The organism is Streptomyces durbertensis, from assembly GCF_014156695.1.
Taxonomy (GTDB): Bacteria; Actinomycetota; Actinomycetes; order Streptomycetales; family Streptomycetaceae; genus Streptomyces; species Streptomyces durbertensis.
In genome coordinates this window covers 1-1943 of record NZ_WMLF01000675.1, presented here as the reverse complement: position 1 = coordinate 1943, position 1943 = coordinate 1, and the positions used below count along the sequence as shown (strand labels likewise).

Here is a 1943-nt window from a genome sequence, read left to right as displayed (position 1 = left end):
GGTAGACCGGGGGCAAGGGGAGGCCCTGCAGCTTTGTGCTGGTGAAGACGTAGAACCGTTCCCAAGCTTGTGACTTGTAGCCCTCATTGACCCCTTGGCTGCCCTTGTCGTGGCTAACCATCTTTAGCCAGAAGCAGGCAGTGGAGCTATTAAGCACCCCGAGCAACTGCAGATGCTCCTCTTCAGAAGCATCCTCGCGCAGCTTCACCACAGGCGCAGTCCTGTTGAAGACCTTCCCATCACGGTCCAAGGCAAAGTGGTTATGCGTAGTGATCTCCGCGAACGCGATGGACCATGGATGGCTACCTGGGCTAGAAGTGACCTGGTGCCACTCATACCAAGGCCTCCCATCCGAAAAATACGTCCCCTTGGAGAAGGTCGCACGGTGGCCCAATGTCGTCCGAGCTGGCCACATCCACTTGTACGCGCCGGCGCGCTCAGGGAGAGGCAACAGCTTGAACTTTTCCGAGGCCTCCTCGTGCGGAAAGAAAGTGAAAGCACCCTCCGAGTGGAACCAGTCGCGCAACTCGTCACCAAGCACAAGCACGCGCCCGAGCTTCTCCTCGCCTCCGCGACGAAGCCATGCAGCCCGATTGGCGATCATGAGGCTGTCCGCGTTCGTCTGCCCCGTGTACCCGAAGCGCTTTGCCCGATTGCGGAGCTTCGGGCCACCTGCTGCTTCAAGCTTCTCAATCAGCTCTTGTCCACCGTCCGCGAGCACCCAAGGCTGCTTGGCGAAGTAGCGTTTCCGATCGAGATCGCCCGCAGACACCCATTTACCCGGGATGCCCGGCTTGTCGATCTGGTCGACAATCGCCGACCACACATGCCCCTTAGCTGCGTCGTCGGGAGGACCCGGCTCTCCCTGCACCGACCGTACCGTTCGCACCGTCGCCGTACGGTGCTGCCCGCCCCGCCGTCGTCCGATGAGGATCACAGTGGGCGTGCCATGTTCCGGAATAAATGCGCCCGAGGTGTCGATGACCTCCGTCAGCTCAACCTGATGCCCGAAGTACGCCTGGATCAGATGCACACCGAACTCGCGCTTGATGAACGAGTTGGAGGTGATCTGCCCGACCATGCCGTAACCCCGGCCAGTCTCGGGGTCGCCGTTCTTGGATAGCTCGAAGAACCGCTGCGCAAACGGCACAGTGAGCGCGTACTCCTTGTGGCACACCTCCTTGTACATCTCCCGGTATCGCTGGTTGAGCTCCTTGTCCTTCACGGTAATGTACGGCGGATTCCCCACAACCACGTGATACCGCCCCGGCTTCAAGATGTCCGGGTGCTCCAGCCAGTCCTCCGTGCGATACGCGAACGAGGCCAGCGGATCCTCCGCCTCCTTCCCGTCCAGCGTGAGCTCCAACTGACGGGACTTGATGAGCGAGTCGCCCACCGCCAGGTGGACCGGCCACTCATACCGCGCCGCCTTGCTCATCGTCCGCACGTTCGCGGCAGCCATGGCCGCAACCAGCAGACGGAACCGCGCAATGGCCACCGCGAACGGGTTGATGTCCACTCCATGTACGGAGTCGAGCGCAGCCCGCACCCGCTCGTGAACATCCACCGTCGGGGCCTTGTTCGCCCACTCCTCCACCAGCCGCTTGAACGCGCCCAGCACGAAGTGCCCCGACCCGCACGTGGGGTCGATCATCTTCAGGTCCTTGAAGCCGTACTCGCGCAGCGCGGGCGTCATCGTCCGGTCAAGGATGAACTCCTCCACGAACTCCGGCGTCTGCAGCAGCGCGTACCGCTTCTGCGCGTCCTCACTCAGGTCCTGGTACAGGTCACCGAGAAAGCGCGTGTCCCACCCCTGGGTCCCGTCCTCGTCGTCCTCGTGCAACGGATCCGTGAAGTCATGAACGAGCGTGCCGTCCTCCCTCCGCCGCCCCCAGAAGGCGACCAGCGCACCCGCCCCCTCATGCGACAGCGGCACCTGGTAC

Annotated in this window: 1 protein-coding gene; it reads right to left on the bottom strand. The window is 62.6% G+C overall.

From position 1 onward, the window contains the following. Nucleotides 1-1943 (bottom strand): BREX-2 system adenine-specific DNA-methyltransferase PglX (gene pglX, locus GL263_RS25810; RefSeq protein WP_182858153.1); only part of this gene is annotated, 1943 nt, incomplete at both ends.